General features: G+C 60.2%; 15 protein-coding genes. 7 read left to right on the forward strand and 8 right to left on the reverse strand.

Annotated elements, in window-relative coordinates:
• The first annotated feature begins 103 nt into the window (after positions 1 to 103).
• From JAO77_RS02225 to JAO77_RS02240, 4 genes are all read left to right on the forward strand, one after another.
• Positions 104 to 421, forward strand: coding sequence for a hypothetical protein (locus JAO77_RS02225; protein WP_198988639.1), 318 nt, complete (start codon positions 104 to 106; stop codon positions 419 to 421).
• Positions 422 to 654: 233 nt separating this feature from the next.
• Complete coding sequence (locus tag JAO77_RS02230; protein ID WP_198988640.1) at positions 655 to 1,314, forward strand: NUDIX hydrolase; 660 nt, start codon at positions 655 to 657, stop codon at positions 1,312 to 1,314.
• Between the two features lie 110 nt (positions 1,315 to 1,424).
• Positions 1,425 to 1,979 carry a hypothetical protein gene (locus JAO77_RS02235; RefSeq protein WP_198988641.1) on the forward strand — a complete coding sequence of 185 codons (555 nt, stop codon included), beginning with the start codon at positions 1,425 to 1,427 and terminating at the stop codon, positions 1,977 to 1,979.
• Positions 1,980 to 2,047: 68 nt separating this feature from the next.
• Positions 2,048 to 3,556 (forward strand): nicotinate phosphoribosyltransferase, encoded by a 1,509-nt coding sequence (locus JAO77_RS02240; RefSeq protein ID WP_198988642.1) that lies wholly within the window; start codon positions 2,048 to 2,050, stop codon positions 3,554 to 3,556.
• A 23-nt stretch (positions 3,557 to 3,579) separates the two neighbouring features.
• Here JAO77_RS02240 and nhaA read toward each other — a convergent pair whose 3' ends face one another.
• A complete protein-coding gene (gene nhaA, locus JAO77_RS02245; RefSeq protein ID WP_198988643.1) occupies positions 3,580 to 4,902 on the reverse strand; it encodes a Na+/H+ antiporter NhaA in 1,323 nt (440 codons plus the stop codon).
• A gap of 233 nt (positions 4,903 to 5,135) precedes the next feature.
• On the opposite strand from nhaA, the gene JAO77_RS02250 reads away from it, so the two are divergent.
• Entirely contained in the window at positions 5,136 to 7,076 is a 1,941-nt protein-coding gene (locus JAO77_RS02250) for a RecQ family ATP-dependent DNA helicase (RefSeq protein ID WP_198988644.1), read from the forward strand.
• A 26-nt stretch (positions 7,077 to 7,102) separates the two neighbouring features.
• Here the strand turns inward: JAO77_RS02250 and JAO77_RS02255 are convergent, their stop codons facing one another.
• The 6 genes from JAO77_RS02255 to JAO77_RS02280 form a co-directional block, all read right to left on the reverse strand.
• Positions 7,103 to 7,399, reverse strand: a complete 297-nt coding sequence (locus tag JAO77_RS02255) for a rhodanese-like domain-containing protein (RefSeq protein WP_198988645.1) — start codon at positions 7,397 to 7,399, stop codon at positions 7,103 to 7,105.
• Positions 7,400 to 7,475: 76 nt separating this feature from the next.
• Positions 7,476 to 9,449 carry a T9SS type A sorting domain-containing protein gene (locus tag JAO77_RS02260; protein ID WP_198988646.1) on the reverse strand — a complete coding sequence of 658 codons (1,974 nt, stop codon included), beginning with the start codon at positions 9,447 to 9,449 and terminating at the stop codon, positions 7,476 to 7,478.
• A gap of 168 nt (positions 9,450 to 9,617) precedes the next feature.
• Positions 9,618 to 10,373 (reverse strand): PASTA domain-containing protein, encoded by a 756-nt coding sequence (locus JAO77_RS02265; protein ID WP_198988647.1) that lies wholly within the window; start codon positions 10,371 to 10,373, stop codon positions 9,618 to 9,620.
• A 37-nt stretch (positions 10,374 to 10,410) separates the two neighbouring features.
• On the reverse strand, positions 10,411 to 11,061 hold the full coding sequence (locus tag JAO77_RS02270; protein ID WP_198988648.1) for a hypothetical protein: 651 nt from the start codon (positions 11,059 to 11,061) through the stop codon (positions 10,411 to 10,413).
• Complete coding sequence (locus JAO77_RS02275; RefSeq protein WP_198988649.1) at positions 11,054 to 13,792, reverse strand: D-alanine--D-alanine ligase family protein; 2,739 nt, start codon at positions 13,790 to 13,792, stop codon at positions 11,054 to 11,056. The genes JAO77_RS02270 and JAO77_RS02275 overlap by 8 nt, the downstream gene beginning before the upstream one ends.
• Positions 13,793 to 13,847: 55 nt before the next feature.
• Complete coding sequence (locus tag JAO77_RS02280; protein WP_198988650.1) at positions 13,848 to 14,558, reverse strand: copper homeostasis protein CutC; 711 nt, start codon at positions 14,556 to 14,558, stop codon at positions 13,848 to 13,850.
• A 244-nt stretch (positions 14,559 to 14,802) separates the two neighbouring features.
• Between JAO77_RS02280 and JAO77_RS02285 the strand changes: the two genes are divergently transcribed.
• On the forward strand, positions 14,803 to 15,993 hold the full coding sequence (locus tag JAO77_RS02285) for a phosphoglycerate kinase (protein WP_198988651.1): 1,191 nt from the start codon (positions 14,803 to 14,805) through the stop codon (positions 15,991 to 15,993).
• 129 nt (positions 15,994 to 16,122) lie between these two features.
• Positions 16,123 to 16,890 (forward strand): hypothetical protein, encoded by a 768-nt coding sequence (locus JAO77_RS02290; protein ID WP_198988652.1) that lies wholly within the window; start codon positions 16,123 to 16,125, stop codon positions 16,888 to 16,890.
• 162 nt (positions 16,891 to 17,052) lie between these two features.
• On the opposite strand, the gene JAO77_RS02295 is transcribed toward JAO77_RS02290, so the two are convergent.
• A complete protein-coding gene (locus JAO77_RS02295) occupies positions 17,053 to 17,403 on the reverse strand; it encodes a hypothetical protein (protein WP_198988653.1) in 351 nt (116 codons plus the stop codon).
• Positions 17,404 to 17,490: the final 87 nt, after the last annotated feature.

Genomic DNA, 17,490 nt, shown 5'->3' on the forward strand with positions numbered 1-17,490 from the left:
GTAGGGGTAAGGTAAAAATTGTGCCGCACCATGTAGCCGTTTCTAAGCTGCCACCGTATAGGCGGGCATAGACTACTTTCTCACCTTTCTAGCTATTTCGGCCATGAACACCAAATTCCTCTTCGCTGCTGCTCTCTTTGCTGCTACTACCACTTCCGTTTTTGCCCAAACCGGCTTGGAAGACGATAAAACCAAAACGACCGTCGATGGCATGAAAACCAAGACCAAGACGGCCAAAGATGGTAAGATGAAAGTAAAAGGCAAGGATGAGGAAGGCAACGAAATGAAAGCCACCACCAAGCCCTACAAAGGCAAAATGGCCAAGCGCATGAACGGCGAAATGTCGGGCGACATGAAAGGCCACAAGGGCATGAAGCACCACAAAGGCATGAAAGGCGACTCGACTAAAATGGGCATGTAAGGTATTGCACCTTTCTTTGCATAAGCTACGAAGCCAGCCCGTCAGGGCTGGCTTTTTTGTGTTTACTGCTGGTCGGGCTAGTCAAGATTGAGCTGCCCTAGCGAGTGCAGCAACGCAATCGCCCCCAAACGGCATCTGGCGAGCGCCTTAAGTAAATACGCTTGCTTCGCTACGCTCGTAAGGATAAATCCGGCCCTGCCGACTTCCTAGCCAGCGTCTACTTTTGCCGGGCCATGATGAGAGTCGCCGTCGATATTGTTTTATTTGGCTACGCCGAGCAGCAGCTACATTTGTTGCTCATTCGGCGCAAGTATGCGCCCATTGCCTGGGCGCTGCCGGGCGGCTTTGTGCTCGAAGAGGAGGACCTAGATACCGCCGTAGCCCGCGAGCTGCAAGAGGAAGCTGGCGTGGCCGATGTGTATCTCGAGCAGCTCTACACCTTTGGGGCGGTGGCACGCGACCCTAGGCGGCGCGTTATTAGCGTGGCCTACTACGGGCTGGTGAAGCCCGAAAAGTTTACGCTCTCGGCCACCACCGACAGCGCCGAAGCCAAGTGGTTTCGGCTAGAAAACCTGCCTGAGCTGGCCTTCGACCACGCTGACATTATTCGGGTGGCGCACCAGCGGCTGCGCGCCAAGGTGACCTACCAGCCCGTGGGCTTCGAGCTGCTGCCCGATAAGTTTCTGTTCTCTGACTTGCAGCGCCTCTACGAAACGCTGCTGGGCCGCGAGCTCGACCGCCGCAACTTCCGCAAGAAGATACTTTCCTTCGGCATTGTGGAAGAAACCGGCGAGAAACAGCAAAATGTAGCGCACCGCGCGGGCAGCCTGTTTCGCTTCAACAAGGAGCAGTACGAGCAGATGGTGAAGTCGGGATTTTATTTTGAGCTGTAAAACAGGAGTTTAAAAAATAAATGTTGTGCATTCAAAATTTATAAACACCTTTGTGTAAAAAATACGTTAAGTTATTTAAGCAGTTCACTAACACGGCTGCACCCTTGCTTATGGCAACGCGCATAGGAGTAGTAATTGGCCGGTTTCAGGTGCCGCGCCTGGCCTTGCACCCCGGCTACCGGGCCCTGCTGGCCCACGTGGCCCGCGAAAACGACGCGGTGCTGGTGGTGCTAGGGGAGGCCCCACAGCCCGACCAGCGCAACCCGCTCTCGTTTGGGCACCGGCAGGCCATGTTCGCCGAGGAGTACCCCGCCTTCCGGGTGCTGCCGCTACCCGACGAGCCCAGCGACGCCAGCTGGGTGCGCCACCTCGACGCGCTGGTGGCTAGTGCCCTAGGTGCGGCCCCGACCACGGTGCGGCTCTACGGGGGGCGGGGCAGCTTTCTCGACACCTACCAGCGCCACGCCGGGCAGTTTGCCACCACGTTTCTGCCCGACCTCACCAGCCCGCACCACTGCGCCACCGACATTCGGCGCCGCATTGGGCAGGAGCAGCGCAGCTCGGCCGATATCCGCACCGGGCTCATTCAGGCCTGGGAGCAGCGTGGCGCCAGCGCCCTAGGTAGCCTGCAGGCCTGCGGCTGCGGCGTGGCGGCAGCCACCTAGGACGCCAGCCGCTGCCTCAGCTCGACCGTACTTTTTTTGGTAACATTGAATCGCAATTGTCTTTCGCCATGGAAACGCTCACCGCCCCCGTCATCGACCAGTCGGCCCTCATTGCTCAGCTGCAAACCCAGCTGGCTCACTTGCAGCAAACCCAAACGCAGCGCCCCAACATCTTGCTGCTATCAGACGCCTACAAGTACTCGCACGCCAAGTTTTACGAGCCCGGCACTACGCGCATTTACTCCTACCTCGAGTCGCGCGGGCACCGCGGGGGCGTGTTTGAGGCCACGCTGGTAGCTGGCTATCAGTATTTACTGAAGAAATACCTGAGCGGCCCGCTCTTCACGCAGGAGGAGCTGGACTACGCCGCCGACCACCTGAAGGGTGTTTTCGGCCGCGACGACGTGTTTGATAAACCCCGCTTTCAGCAGTGGCTCGACGAGTACGACGCCGTGGCGCCGGTGCGCATCCGGGCGGTGCCCGAGGGCACGGTCGTGGGCACTCGCAACGTGCTAATGACCATTGAGAACATTGACGACCGGTATTACTGGCTGCCTAATTTTTTGGAAACGTTGCTGTTGCAGGTGTGGTACCCCACCACGGTGGCCACGCTGTCGCGAGAGGTGAAGAAAGTGGTGCAGCACTATTTCAACCTGACCTCGGACTCCACTACGCTTGATTTTCAGCTCAACGACTTCGGCTTCCGGGGCGTGTCGAGCGTCGAGTCGGCCCAGATTGGGGGCATGGCCCACTTGATTAGCTGGCTAGGTTCGGACAATACTACGGCGGCCGAGATGATACGCCGCTACTACAATACTCAGGAAGTGTACGCCAAGTCCATTCCCGCTACCGAGCACAGCATCATGACGCAAGGCGGGGAGGCTGGCGAATTTGACGTGATTCGGCGGGTGCTGCGCACCTACCCCACGGGGCCGGTGTCTTGCGTTTGTGACTCGTTCAACATCCTGCGGGCGGTGCACTACATTGGCACCGAGCTCAAAGACGAGGTGCTGGCCCGGCAGGGCACGCTGGTTATTCGCCCCGACAGCGGCGATATCATCAAAACGCTAGAAGCCATCTTTGATATTCTCTTTGAGTGCTTTGACTATGAGTTGAATAGCAAAGGCTACAAAGTGTTGCCGCCACAGGTGCGCGTCATTCAGGGTGATGGCGTGAACTACGATTCCATTAAGCACATGTACGAGGTGTTGGCTGCCCGCGGCATCGCTGCCGAAAACCTGGTCCTAGGTATGGGCGGACGCCTGCTGCAAGCTGGTATCGACCGCGATACGTTCAACTTTGCTTTTAAAGCCAGCTACACCGAAGTCAACGGCGAAGGCCGCGACGTGGTAAAATCGCCCACCGAGCTCGACGCCGAAGGCAACCCGCAGAAGTCTACCAAGCAGTCGAAAAAAGGCCGCCTGAAGCTCGTGAAAACGGCCGATGGCTACCGCACGCTTACCGCAGCCGATGCTGATTTTGAAAGCGCCCAAGACGAACTGGTGACCGTGTACGAGTGGGGCAAGATGGTGCGCGAAAGCACATTTGAAGAAATTCGGGACCGGGCCAAGCTCTAAGCCAACATATTAGGCAATGGTGCCTAGGTCTGCGTGGGAGGCACTGCTGAGCTGCGGCGTAGCAATAAATAGCCCATGCCACCCGCCGCCAACGAGGCTATTAAGATGGCTAGCTTAGCCACCTGAGTAGGTAGCGAAGACTCACCTAGGGCGAGCAGCGTAACGAAAATGGACATGGTAAACCCGATGCCTCCCAGCACGCCTGCCGCCCACAGGTGCCTCCAGGCTACGCCAGGCGGCAGCGCGGCCCAGCCCAGGCGCACGGTGAGCCACGACAAAGCCCCGATGCCTAGGGGCTTGCCAACCGCTAGCCCCAGCACGATGCCCAACCCTAGTGGCGAAAGCAAGCCGTGCAGGGCCGTGGGTTCGATAACCAAGCTCGTGTTGGCAAAGGCAAACAGCGGAATGATGCCAAAGCTCACCACCGAGTGCAACTGGTGCTCTAGCCGCTGCGCGGGCGAGCTGATGCGCTGGTGCAGGTCTTCGAGCTCTTCGCTGATGACGCGCGGGTCGGCTTCGGCTTCTTGCGTTTCCTCGCGCAGCAGAGCCAGCCGCTCATCGAGGCGGTGCAGTAGCTCGGGGCGGGCGAAGGGGATACGAAACGGAATAGCTACCGCCAGCAGCACCCCAGCTAGGGTCGCATGAATGCCCGACTCTAGCATAAAGTACCACAGCACCACGCCCAGCGGTAGGTAGGCCCAGAGGCTGCGTACGCGTAGCCAGTTGAAAAGTAACATAATACCCCAAGTGCCTAGGGCCAGATAGAGAAAGGGCAGGTGCAACTCCTTGGTGTAAAAGCCTGCGATGACCAGCACCGCGCCTAGGTCGTCGACAATGGCGAGCGCCGTGAGAAATACTTTAAGGCCCAGCGGCACCCGCGCGCCTAGCAGTTGCAGCACAGCCAAGGCAAACGCAATGTCGGTAGCCATCGGAATGCCCCAGCCCCCGGCCGTGGGCGTGCCATGGTTGAACAGCGCAAACAGCAGGGCCGGGACTAGCATACCCCCTATGGCACCCGCAATGGGCAGCGCCGCCTGGCGCGGCGACGATAGCTCGCCATCTAGCACTTCCCGCTTGATTTCGAGGCCCACGATGAGGAAAAAGACAGTCATCAGCCCGTCGTTTATCCATTGCAGCAGCGTGTGGTCGAGCACAAAGCTGCCCATAGCCAGCCGCAAGTGCTGGTCCCAGACCGCCGGGAAGTAGCGGGCAGGACCCCATTCGGTATTAGCCAGCACCAGGGCCAGCACCGCACTGATAAGCAGCACAATACCACTAGCAGCCTCCCGGCGGAAAAATTCGACAAAAGGCCGCACCAGTGGGCGGATAAGCAACGCAGCAACCATCGCAGTTTTAAACAGTAAGTGCCCCGCTATACGTGTCAGCGCCGCAAGCAGTGAGTACGCTGGCGCTTACCGTGGCGGAAGACTAGCCTCGGAGCAGTGCAAGCGGCTAGTCTTGGGGATATGATGAAACTTGCCTAGGTGCTTACCTAGGCGCATCAGCAGGCAAGGTAGCGTAGCACGCACGTTCTAGCCCAGCCCCGGTAGACTGATACAGGCAGTGGTACCTTTGTGCTATGCCACTTGCTCCGTCCGAAACCAACCCGCTCGCGCTCTTGCGCCAGCACTGGGGGCACCAGCAGTTTCGGCCCGGGCAGGAGGAAATTATTAATGCGGTACTCAATGGCCGCGACGTGCTAGCCCTGCTGCCTACGGGCGGCGGCAAAAGTATCTGCTTTCAAGTGCCGGCGCTGGCGCAGCCGGGCATCTGCATTGTAGTGTCGCCGCTTATTGCGCTGATGCGCGACCAGGTCGAAAACCTGCGTAAGCGGGGCATCAAAGCCGAAGCCGTCTTTGCGGGCATGAGCCACCAGGAAATCGACCAGACGCTCGATAACTGCGTGTATAGCAAAGAAATAAAGTTCTTGTACGTGTCCCCTGAGCGGCTACTAACCGACTTGTTTCGGGCGCGGCTGGCCCGCATGAACGTGGGGCTGCTGGCCATCGACGAGGCGCATTGCCTTTCGCAGTGGGGCTACGATTTTCGGCCGCCCTACTTGCGCATTGCCGAGCTGCGGGCGTTGCTGCCGGCCACGGTGCCGTGCATTGCGCTCACGGCCACTGCCACCGGGCAGGTGCGGCAAGACATCGTGGAGAAGCTGAGCTTCCGGCCCGGCTACGGCATTTTTACCCAGAGCTTTGCCCGGCCCAAGCTTTCGTACTCGGTGTTGCACACTGAGGACAAGCTGCGCCGCCTGCTCGAAGTATTGCGCGGGGTAGGGCCTGGTAAAACCGGCATCGTGTACGCCCGCACCCGCCGCCAAGCTGAGGATACGGCCGCCTGGCTGGTGCAGCAAAAGCTGCCCGCCGCCGCCTACCACGCCGGCCTACCCGCCGAGCAGCGCACCCGCGTGCAAGAAGCCTGGTTAACCGATAAAACGCGCATTATTGTGGCTACCAATGCCTTTGGCATGGGCATCGACAAGCCCGACGTGCGCGTAGTGGCCCACCTCGATGCGCCCGCCACTCTCGAAGCCTACTACCAGGAGGCCGGCCGAGCCGGGCGCGATGGCCTCTACGCCTTTGCCGTGCTGCTCAGTGGCCCCGCCGATGCCGACGGCCTGCGCCGCCAGGCCACGCTTGCCCACCCGCCGCCCGACGTGGTGCGCCGTGTGTACCAGGCCTTGGCCAACTACTCGCGCACGGCCGTGGGCGGCGGCGAGCTGGTGGCCTTTGACTTCGACCTAGGGCTATTTGCCGAGACGTATCGCCTCAAAGCCGTGGATGCGCACCACGCCCTCAAGATGCTGGAGCAGCAGGGCTTTGTGCAGCTCACCGAGGCTGTAAACCAGCCGGCGCGGGTGCAGCTCATCAGCAATCAACAGGATTTATACCACTTTCAGGTGGCTAATGCGCAGCATGACCTACTCATTAAGGCTTTGCTGCGGATGTACGGCGGCGAGCTGTTCGTAGGCTTTCAGGCCATTTCGGAAAGCGCCCTGAGCCGGCATCTGCGCCAGAGCACCACCGATGTAGTGCGCCAGCTGCGCTACTTGCACACGGCCGGCGTGCTGCACTACCAGCCTAGACGCGAGCTGCCGCAGGCTATGTTCACCACGCCCCGCTTCGACGCGCCCCAACTGCCACTCGACGAGCGCCGGCTCAAAGCCGCCCGCCAGCTCACCGAGCAGCAAACCACGGCCGTGATTGAGTACGCGGCCAGCACCACGCGCTGCCGCCAGCAGCTCTTGCTCGACTACTTTGCCGAGCCCGACGCGCCGGCCTGCGGCGTGTGCGACGTGTGCCTAGCCCGCAAAAAAGCCCGGCAAGCGCCCTTAGACACCGCCGGGCTACAAGCCGGATTGCTAGAATTAGTGCGCCCCGCACCGCTTTTGCCCCGCGAGGTAGTGGCCCGCTATCCGGGCACCGAGGCGGCTACCGTTACGGCCGCCTTGCGCACGCTGGTCGAGCTGGGCAAGCTCGCCTACGCGCCCGACGGTCGCCTAGGGGTAAAGTAGCTCGGCTACGAAGCTTAAGCGATGGCTTAGCTGCCGTAAGCCAGCATGCCACCTTCTAGGTTGCGCACGTTGGTGAAGCCCTGCTGCGTGAGGAAAGCCTTAGCCGACGCCGAGCGACCGCCGCTTTTGCAGTGCACAATTATTTCTTCGTCTTTTAAATCCTCTAGGTCATCCAGCTTGGTGGGCAGGGTGCCGAGCGGAATATTCTGGCTACCGGCAATGCGGCTTTCCTCCACCTCCCAGGGCTCACGCACGTCGATGATGGTAGGGGTTTCGCCGGCTTGCAGGCGCTGTTTCAATTCGGTGGTGGTGATGTCGGGCATGGCGTAAGCGGGAGTAAGTAAGCCAGCGCAGCGCAAGGGCTGAAAATGGCTGAGTTGAGCGACCTAGGGCCGGGTTTTAGTTTAAGGACAGCCGGCGCGTGGCGGTGCTGCCATCGGGCAAAGTTAGCTGCACCAGGTACACGCCGGCCGGCAGGCCCGCGGGCAAGCGTAGCGTAGGCTGCCCGGCTTCGGCAGCGGGCTGCTGCCACACCGAGCGGCCCAGCACATCAAGCAGCGCGGCCCGGCTAAACTTGGGCCCGTCTACGGCCACGGTGGTACCAACGGGGGCCGGGTTGGGGTACAGCGTAAACGCAGCCGAGAGCGCCTGCTGCCCCCGGGTGGCCAGCACCGTGCGGTTCATCACGGGCCGCAGCATGGGCACACCGGCGGGCTGCGGTGTTTGGGCGGTCCAGGGTTCGGCAATGGTCGTGCCCTGGGTGCTAATGAACACCGTATTAGCTGGCAATTGGTTATTCAGGTCGAGGCCGTAGCGCAGAAACCGCCCGTTTGATGCCTGCCCGTAGCCCACGTAGAAGCGGCCCGATACGCGTACCGGCGCCGCAAAAGGTACTTCTATAAACGTTTGCCCAGCGGGCAGCGGATTGGTAAGCGTAGCCGTGGCCGTAGCCAGCGGGGTATTGGCGGGCTTGCCGTTGTTGTCGGCCCACACAGCGATGATGATGGGACGGTTTTCGTTGTTCTCGCCCCCAGCCGCCAGCGGAATATTATTAAAGATGGGCGCTACCAGCAGCGACTTCACGTAGTCATCCTGGCTGGTGGTGAAGGGCAAGGCTAGGTAACTGGTGGGACTGGTGTTGTTGGCCGATAAGCCAATGCCAAATTCGGCTGTGCCGTCGTCGTAGGCGTAGTAATTGCCCAGTTCTAGGTCGCGGCTGAGGGTATCGTTGGGTAGCGTCAGCGGGTTAGTTTCGTTAGTGAGCAGCGCCAGCTGGTAGCGAAAGCGCCGCGCCACGGTGCCCGACACTGCCAGCGGCGCCGTAGTGGCATCGCCCTGCACCAGCTCCTGACGAGCCGCCGCCACAATGGGCCGCCCACCCGTGAGCCAGGTAGCCGCGGCCGCACCGCCCGCCGTCAGCTCGCGCACGGTGCCCTGCCAGCTAACGGGCGTAGGCGTGCTGGGAGCACCGGTCAAGTTGTTAAGGGTGGTCGTGAGCGCGGGATTGAGGGGCGAGGTGCCCGACGAGGCCGCGGCTGCATACTGCCACACGGGCATGGCCGTGTAGGGGCGCAGCGGGCTACCTAGGCCCCGGCTGGTGGCAATGTCCTGAAACGTAGTATCGCTGGCCGTGCGGTTGCTATTTAGGTAGATATAATCCAGCCCAAACAGGTCGGTGTTGAGCGTGCGGCTGCCGCTGGCCCGAAAGCGAAACTGAAAGCCACTGTGTAAGTACGCCGCTTGGTTGAGCGGCAAAATCTGCTGCTTAAACCGGGTAACGACCCCGCGGCTGTTATACGACCACGCCGTTTGCCATTGGCCGGTGTTGTCGAGCAGCTCCAGCGTCAGGCTCACCGGCGAGCTGCTGCTGTTGGAAGAGGGCGTGCCTACCAAGCTGCCCGCCTGCCAGGCAAAGCTCAGGTACACGTTGCTAGCCGCAGTGACCCCCGACAAGTCAATGACTTGCGAGGTCAAGGTATCGGTTTGGCCGTAGGCCGTGGCCTGGTTGGTGGTGTAGGGTAGGCCATTGCTGCGCAAGCCATCGAGCGTGAGGGTGCCCCGCGTGAGTGGGTTCACAGCCAAGCGATTGCTGACGTAGCTGCCCCCACCTAGGTAGCCAATAGTAGCCCCTAGGTTAGGGTAGGCGGTAGTGGCGCCCAGCCAGCGCGCAGCGCTGGGCGGGCCTTCCAGCGGCGTCGTAAAATCATCGAAGAAAGGCAGCGCGAGTGCGGTAGTGCGCTGGGCCGCAGTGCTTGCTGCCGGCGCGGCTGCCGTGGCCGCCCGCACGGGGTCGGCGGGCAGGGGCGCCGTAACGAGCTGCGCCAAGGCCCCAAACGGCAATAGCAAAGAGAAAGCTAGTAAGCGAAGACGCATAAGTACTAAGTAGCAAGGAGTGTAATAACTAACTAGCAGCTAGCGAAGCTGTTTGAAAACCCGCCCGCCCCGCTGAGTCAGCTGGCGTTTACGGGTTTTCGCTACACGTGCTCTTCTTAAACTGCCGGCCCGCCCGATAATTGTTCGTTGCTACCTGCCACCCGGCTATTACTCCGCTATCCACAGGTCTACCAGCTGGCCCATGCGGATGGGGGTGCCCGGTAGCGGTCGCTGGCGCACCACGGTGCCGGGCGTTTGGCCGTCGGTAGCGGCTTGCTTGAAGGCTTCGCCCATCTGAAGGCCCTGGCCGGCAAGCAGGGTACGAGCCTCGTCCTCGGGCATATTAACCAGCGTCGGAGCAGCAAAGTCTTGGTTGCCTTGGCCGTCGCCCACTATCAGGTCTATCTTGCTGCCTTTGGCGATGGGGGCGCCGGGCGCAATGTCCTGGCCGTTCAGCTGCTGCTTCAGCACCATGTTTTGGGCAAGGTCGGGCACAAATTTTAACTGGCCTACTTCTAGGTCATAGCTTTTCAGAATCAGCTGCGCATTTTTTACCGAGCCCTCGGTGAGCTTGGGCATTTTGATGACCGGCGGGCGGCGCATAGCCACCGAGATATAGATTTTGCGGTCTTCCTTCACCTTCTCGCCGGGCGCGGGCTCCTGCGTCAGTACCTGGAGTGGGGTAGCCGAAGCCGAGTAGCTACTATCATCCACATAATAAGATAGGTTGCGTTGGTCGAGGTAGTTTTCGAGGTCAGCTAGGTTCATGCCCGTGACTTTGGGTACTACAATGGTTTCGCCGTGGTGGGTAGTCAGGGGCAGGTACACGTAGAAAAAGCCCAGCACCAGCCCCGTACCCAGCACAGCAATGACGGCTAAGTGCTTGAAAACGTCGAACCAGGTGTCCGATTTGAAAAAAGACATTGAGAATGGCTAAAAAGGATAATACAAGAGCAGGTGCCTAATTGGCAGATGTCGAAAGTATAGGGTATACTAATCCGGTATCATGGCCGCCAAGTAGAAATAATCCATTAAGCTCTAAGCCTATTTTGGCGAAAGCAGAATGTCGATTTAATTCAACCAGTGTTTCATGTACGACAATTAAGCCGCTGAATAGAAAGGCATCTGCTAGCGGCTGGAACCCCAAAACCTCTTCCATATCCTGCTCAGGTTCAGCAAGCTCGTCTATGGTCTCCGGATTAAGCAAATCTTCGAGCGGCTGCAAAAAGCTAAGTGAAAGTCCAGGTATAGCTTCGAAATCACTTCGGAAATCGAGATTATAGCCCATATCAAAGCCGCTTACTTGAGGCTCTGGCTTCTGCCAATCAACAATGCCGTATGCTCGCGCCTCTACTGCCCACTCATAAATACTATTAAACTCAAAGAGAACGGCATCTAGCGGCTTGGCTTCGGTGTTAGTATCACCCTGCCAGAGGACTACGTTTTGTAGTATTTCGTCGTGCAGCTGCTGTCGGTACGCTACAAAATCGAAACCTAGGAGACTAGCAAAAGCCTCCTGAAAACGAGGGTGTACGTTTGGTGCTGCTTGAAAGGCTTTTACTGCTTCATCGCGCCGCTGGCGCAAGAAGTTAGCAATATGCTGATTATTCATGCGCTGATAGAGCTTTTTCCGCGCGCGCTTTACCAAAATCCAGGATGCGGTCGATGAACTGGTAGGGCGTATAGCCGGCCAGCGCCGTTTGGTGGAAAATGCAGGTAGCGGGCGTCATGCCGGGCAGCGAGTTTACTTCAATAATGAGCACCTCCACGGCGCCTGACTGCCGCACCCGCACAAAAGCGTCGATGCGGGCGTAACCCTCGATGTGCAAAATCTCGGCCACTCGGTGCAGCGTGCGCTTCACCTCCTCCGAAATGCGCTGGCGCTCGGTGGGGTCGGGGGCATAGCGGGCCGGCGTAATATTCTGGCCCTCACCGGCCAAGAATTTCTCTTCTAAGCTCAGCACCTCGCCGTTGGCCAGGGCCTCGCTGGCCTCGAATACCTCGATGTGCAGTTGGCCGCGTTCGTCGTACGACGTGAGTAGGCCGCCCGTAATTTCGAGGAAGTGCGCCGCGCCATCGGGCCCGATGAGTGTTTCGACCAGGAAAGCGTCTTTCTGGGGAAATTCCTCCTTGAACCCTAGGTGCAGCACCTCGGCCGGACCGGTGAGCAGAGGCTCCTGGGTGCGGAAAATCTGCTGGCTGAAGGCTTCGAGCTCGGCGCGGTTCTTTATCTTTTTCACCGCCGACGAGCAGCCATCGTCGGCCGGCTTGGTGATAAAGGGGTAGCCAAACTCGGCCTCTAGGCTGCGGTAGAAGGCCTCGGGGTCGGCGGCCCATTCGAGGCGGTAGGCCAGGCGGTGCTCGGCCACGCGCAGGCCGGCCTCGCGCAGGCGGCGGTTGGTTTCGTACTTGTTAATAGTCACGGCCGAGCTAGCCGCACCCGAGCCGTTGTAGGGCAGGCCGTACTTTTCAAGCTCGTGCTGCAAGGCGCCATCTTCGCCGGGCCGGCCGTGCAGGGCAATGAATACCTCATCGGCCTTTTCGGCTAGCTCCGCAAACGACAGGCGGCGTGGCGCGGCCACCGGCTGCCCCGCGTAGGTGCCCGTGATGCCGCTAGCCTCTTGCCGGATGCGCGCCAGCACTGGGTGGGCGGCGTGGCCCGCTTCGGCCTGCTCTATCTTCTCGCGAATATCGTCGGCGTTATCCTTGAGCATCACGTTAATGGGCAGCTCGTAGAGACGGAACTCTTCGCTGCTGCCCGCCAGAAACACCGGGATGGGCCGGTACTTCGTGCTGCTGCTCAGCTTCTCGTAGATGTTGCGCCCGCTCTCTACCGAGATATGCCGCTCGGAGGAGTAGCCACCCATAATGACGGCCACGCGGATGCGCTCGTCAGTGCCACCGTGGCGGCCGGCAATGGCCTCGTCGAGCTGCGCCAGCTGCGCGCCTAGCTGCACCGGCTTCAGGCCCGCGCGGCGCCGGGCAGCCAGCGAGGTGCGGATGATGTAGGTGAGAAACTGGCTAGGGTTCAGGCCAATCTCGGCGGCCTGGTGGAAGAAGAACGACGCGGGCAGCATGCCGCTCGTCGTGTTCGGGTCATTCAGGAAGATGGTGCCATCGGCCTGAATAAAGCCATCTAGGCGGGCGTACACCTCGAAGCCGAAGGTGGCGAACATCTTCTGCGCCTCCTGCCGGATGCGCTCGATGTCGGCCTCGGGCAGGTCGATGGGCGTGACCTTGCGGGCCAGGCCGGGCAGGTACTTGGCGCGGTAGTCGAAGACTTCGGTACCCTTTACAATCTCGGTGGGGGGGAGGGCCAGTGGTGCGCCGTTCTCATCCTCAACCACAATGCAGCTAAACTCGCGCCCGGCCACAAATTGTTCGACTAGAACCTGCGTTTCGCCAGTGAGGCTTTGGATGGTTATAGTGTCTACATCCCAATGGAAATCATCTTCAATAGCTTCTAATAGAGCTTCTGGATGATAGATAATTCGCTTAGTAGCACTCGAGAGCTTGCTAAAGCTTGCTGGCCGGCCAACCATAGTTACCGGTAGGCCGATGCCTTCGCGGATGTCAGCTAGCTGGCGCACCCAGGCCAGGCGGCCGTTTTCGTCCAGGTTTTCCCAGTCGGCTTTGGTGAGCGTGCGCCGAAATAGCGCCCGCTCCACAGCGGCTCTAAAATGCGCCGGGTCTTCTTCGCGCACGATGCCGATACCAATGCTGCTGCCCTGGTGCGGCGCTTTTATGACGAGCGGCAAACCTAGCTCGCGGCCCAGCATAGAGAGCAGCGCAGCTGGGTCGGCGGTGGCCCAGTCGGCCGCCGTAAGCACGTAAAAATCAGGCGTGGGCAAGCCGGTGGCCTTCAACAGTTTCTTCTGCGCGATTTTATCAATGCCAAACGCCGACGGCAGAATGCCTGAGCCCGAGTAGGGGATGCCCAGCCACTCGAGCAGACCCTGAATGGCGCCGTCTTCACCGCCCGGCCCGTGCAGGGTCAGGAACGCAAAATCCATTAGCCTAGGTAGCTCGCTGGCTTCTACGCGGCGGCCTACGCGGCTGATGAGGTCGTTCAGGGCTTCGTCGGTCAGCTCGCCTAGGTTCTCCAAGTAGAGCTGCCAGGGGTGGCGGCTGGCCGGGTAAGCCTCCGCGGGCGGGTAAAAGTCGCGGATGGTGCCCTTGTATAGGTATTGCCAGTCGAGCAGAATGAAGTGCCCTAGGCTATCCACAAAGATGGGCACGGGCTGAAACAGGCCCTTGTCCAGATTATCGAAAACGGTGCGCCCACCGGCGAAGGAAATTTCCCGCTCGCGCGAGGTGCCACCAAAGAAAATACCAACTTTCATAAGTGCTACAAAGGTAAGAAGGCGCGGCGGCGGAGTAGGGCTGCCAGGATGAGGCTTACGACGCGAGACTAGCCACTAGCTCGGCCACCAGGGCGGCGTCGGTTTGCCACTCGGGCGCTGCAAACAGGCCCGCCACTGAGTCGGGCGGCAGCTCGCGCTTGGCGCTGGCATGAAACTCCTGGGCGCCGGTGCGGGCCGCCAGTGCCTGCACATTGCCAGCCGTGATGCCAGCACCGGGCATAATTTGGATGCGGCCGGCCGCCTGAGCTACCAGCGCGGCGAGCTGGGCCTGGCCCGCCTCGGCCGAGGTCTGGCCGCCCGAAGTCAGTACCCGCTGGCAACCCAGGCTAATAATATCCTCTAGGGCCTGGCGCTGGTTGGCGCAGGCATCGAAGGCGCGGTGAAACGTGACTCCCAACGGCCCAGCCTGCTCGATGAGCGACTGGCACTCGGCCAGAGCCACGTGGCCGTCCGTTTTGAGGGCACCCAGCACCACGCCAGCGCACCCTAGGTCGTGGCACAGCGCAATATCGGCCTGCATGATGGCCAGCTCGGCGGCGCTGTACACAAAGCCGCCCGGCCGGGGCCGAATCAGCACGAACACCGGCAGGCTCACCTCGGCCAATACCTGCCGAATGAGGCCGTAGGAGGGCGTGATGCCACCCTGCTCCAGGTTCTGACACAGCTCGATGCGTTGGGCACCGCCCGCCTGCGCCGCCGCGGCCGAGGGCAGCGACGCCGCGCAGATTTCTAGTAGCTTGCTCACTAATCTAAGGCAGCCAAGCTGCCGGTTTTAAATAGATACCCGGGGCTACCTAGGCCGGCTGCCCCGGCGAAAGATACGCGCAGCTACCACCGCCCGCGTACTTTCGCGGCGCGGGGCTCCGCCGCCCGGGGCAGTGACACAGGGCCACCGCCTCAACCTCGCCGCCGCTTCTGCGGTAAGCAGGGGGCGGCTCACCCCAAGCTGCACCTTTGCCTTATCACTTCACTTCTTTTCTCTCTTTTCAATGAACACCCTCGCCAACTACAACTTCGCCGGGCGCCGCGCCGTGGTGCGTGTCGATTTTAACGTGCCGCTCGACAAAGACCTGCACATCACTGACGATACCCGCATCCGGGCAGCCACGCCCACCATCAAGAAAATCCTTACCGATGGCGGCTCGGTGGTGCTGCTCTCGCACCTAGGCCGGCCCAAGGGCGGCTATGAAAAGAAATACTCGCTCGAAAGCCTCGTGCTGCGCCTGCAGCAGGAGTATGGCCGCGAGGTGCTGTGGGGCGGCGACGTGCTTTCCGGAGAGGCTCTAGGGATGGCCCAGGCCCTGCAACCCGGCCAAGTGCTGCTGCTTGACAATGTGCGCTTTCACAAAGAAGAAGAAGCCGGCGATGAGGCCTTTGCCCAGCGCCTGGCCCAACTCGGCGATGTGTACGTGAACGATGCCTTTGGCGCCGCGCACCGCCGCCACGCCTCCACGGCCGTGATGGCCCAATACTTCGCCCCCCAAGACCGCGTGGGCGGCTATCTGCTGCAAGGCGAGCTCGACAACGCCCAGAAAGTGCTCGAAAACCCCGAGCATCCATTCACGGCCATTATGGGCGGGGCCAAGATTTCGGATAAAATTCTCATCATCGAGAAGCTGCTCGATAAGGTTGACAACCTGCTCATTGGGGGCGGTATGGCTTACACCTTTGCCGTGGCGCAGGGTGGCAGCGTGGGCTCGTCGCTGCTCGAAGCCGACAAGGTGGAGCTGGCCAAGCAGCTGATAGCGAAGGCCAAAGAAAAAGGTGTGAACCTGGTGCTGCCCGGCGACAGCATCATCGCCAACAAGTTTGCCAACGACGCTGACACCGACGTGGCCGCCAACCACGCCATCCCCGACACCTGGATGGGCCTCGACCTGGGTCCTGATGCGCGCGAGGATTTCTCGGACATCATCCTGGACTCGAAAACCATCTTGTGGAACGGCCCGATGGGCGTGTTTGAGATGAGCAACTTCGCGGTGGGCACCGAGTACGTGGCCCGCGCCATTGCCGATGCCACGGCGGCCGGCGCCTACTCACTCATCGGCGGCGGCGACTCGGCAGCGGCCGTGCAGCAGCTTGGCTACGGCGACCGCGTGAGCTACATCTCGACCGGTGGCGGCGCTCTGCTTGAGTTTATGGAAGGCAAGGAGTTGCCCGGCGTAACGGCGCTGGGGTAAGCTGACCTGCGCTAGCAGACCTAAAAACCTGGCCGGTTCTCGGCCAGGTTTTTTTATATCCCGCAACGGTAAGCTGCATTAGGCAGTATAGACGGATATTCTCATCCTAACTTTTTGACCTTTTCCGTCATGACTGACCGCGAAATATCGTACGCCAAAATGGCCCGCCTCGTGTACCGTGAGCTTACTGACCAGCGCCCACAGTGGGAGCAGCGCAGCCCAGCTATGGCAGCTGATTTTGACCAGCTTAATAGCTTGCTAGAGGCTTTTGACCAAGTGGCGGCTCACACGGGTGGTAAAAACACGCACGAGTATTCCGATGTAAAGGAGCGCGCCGAGCACGCCGCCGAAGTGGCCGCTGGCCGCATTGTGCGGGGCCTGCGCGCCTTGCAGCTATCAGTAAAAAACCCAGCCTTGGCTAATGCGGCTAGCTACGTGCCCAGCTCGCTCGACCCACTGCGCGGCCAGGAGCTGCTAGAGGCATTGAATACTATTTCGGCTGCAGCGGCTGGCGTGGCGCCTATGCTCGCCAATGAGGGTGTGACCGACGAGCACCTCAAGGCTCTCGACGATGCTATTGCCCTCTACACGCCACTCACCGAACTGCCAGGTAGCAGCCAAGCGGCCGTGCAGGGCCACGGCATGGACGGTACCGCCCGCCAAGTTGTTAAGCAGCTAAAAACAGTGCTAGCAAACCTTGACATCCGCATCGACAACCTGCGCGACGACATTCCGGGCCTGGCCCAGCGCTACGACGATGCCCGCCGCAGCGCCGACTCCAATTACATCGTGGCCAGCGGCGTTGGCCACAACAACGGTGGCGATGGCTCCGATGGTGGCATTGGCCAAGAAGCGGCCGGTAGTGCATCTGGCCCCGAAGCCAAGCCGTTCCAATAACCTTGTCTAACCGCTGATTTTTCGGATAACGCGGATTTTGTAGACCTACAAAAGGCAGCCCATTAGGGCTGCCTTTTTTGTGAAGTTTAGCTGCGTTGTAAGCCGCTGATAGTTCAGCATCTCATAAGCCTCGCTATTGTCTTTGAAATCCGCTTTAGTAACCTAGGCAGCTTTCTTCTCCAGCGCTTGCAGCAGTTCGTCGGCAGCCTGCTCTATGTCGTGGTAGCCTTGCTGAGCGGCGCGCTCCTTGGCGGCAATGAGGCCATCGCGGTGCACCGTTTTGAAGTCGCCATAGGGGAACTTGTAGCGGCCTTTGTTGTCTTCGTTTTGGCTTTTGTCCTCGCCTAGGTGCCACTGTGCGTACTCGCTTATCTCGTGCTTCTGCAGAAAAGCGTTTTCTTCTTTCGCGCCGGGGTTGTGCTGGCTCCAGTGCCCTTCGTCGTTCTTGATTTTGCCGTCTTTGATTAAGCCTTTGGCAAACGTGACAGCCGCTTTATTGAGGGAAATGCTCATAACAAAAGGAAATAAGTACCCTCTGCTTACGCGCTATCTGCTCGCAAAAGTTATCGCCGAGCTAACCCCCAAAACCACCCACTCAGC

Origin of the sequence: Hymenobacter sp. BT559 (assembly GCF_016427535.1) — a bacterium.
Lineage (GTDB): Bacteria > Bacteroidota > Bacteroidia > Cytophagales > Hymenobacteraceae > Hymenobacter.